This is a genomic window from Bartonella sp. AA83SXKL (assembly GCF_042196965.1).
Taxonomy (GTDB): domain Bacteria; phylum Pseudomonadota; class Alphaproteobacteria; order Rhizobiales; family Rhizobiaceae; genus Bartonella.
On record NZ_JBHIRG010000242.1, the window covers coordinates 1 to 321 of the forward strand.

At 40.5% G+C, this 321-nt stretch carries 1 pseudogene; it reads left to right on the forward strand.

What is annotated here, in order from left to right:
* Window positions 1–321, forward strand: a pseudogene (gene eno / locus ACFINO_RS10865) (phosphopyruvate hydratase); the annotation flags it as partial.

Genomic DNA, 321 nt, shown 5'->3' on the forward strand with positions numbered 1-321 from the left:
TTGAGGAACTTGGTGGACGAGATGCCAGAAATCAAATCGGCATTGATCAAGCAATGATTGCCTTGGATGGAACACCAAACAAAGCACGTCTTGGAGCTAATGCACTTCTTGGTGTTTCATTGGCTGTTGCAAAAGCAGCAGCAGAGTCATTGTCTTTACCTCTATATCGTTATATTGGTGGTACACAAGCACATATTCTTCCGACACCAATGATGAATATTATTAATGGTGGTGTTCATGCTGATAACCCGATTGATTTTCAAGAATTTATGATTATTCCTGTAGGAGCATCTACGCTAAAAGAAGCAATTCGCTATGGTG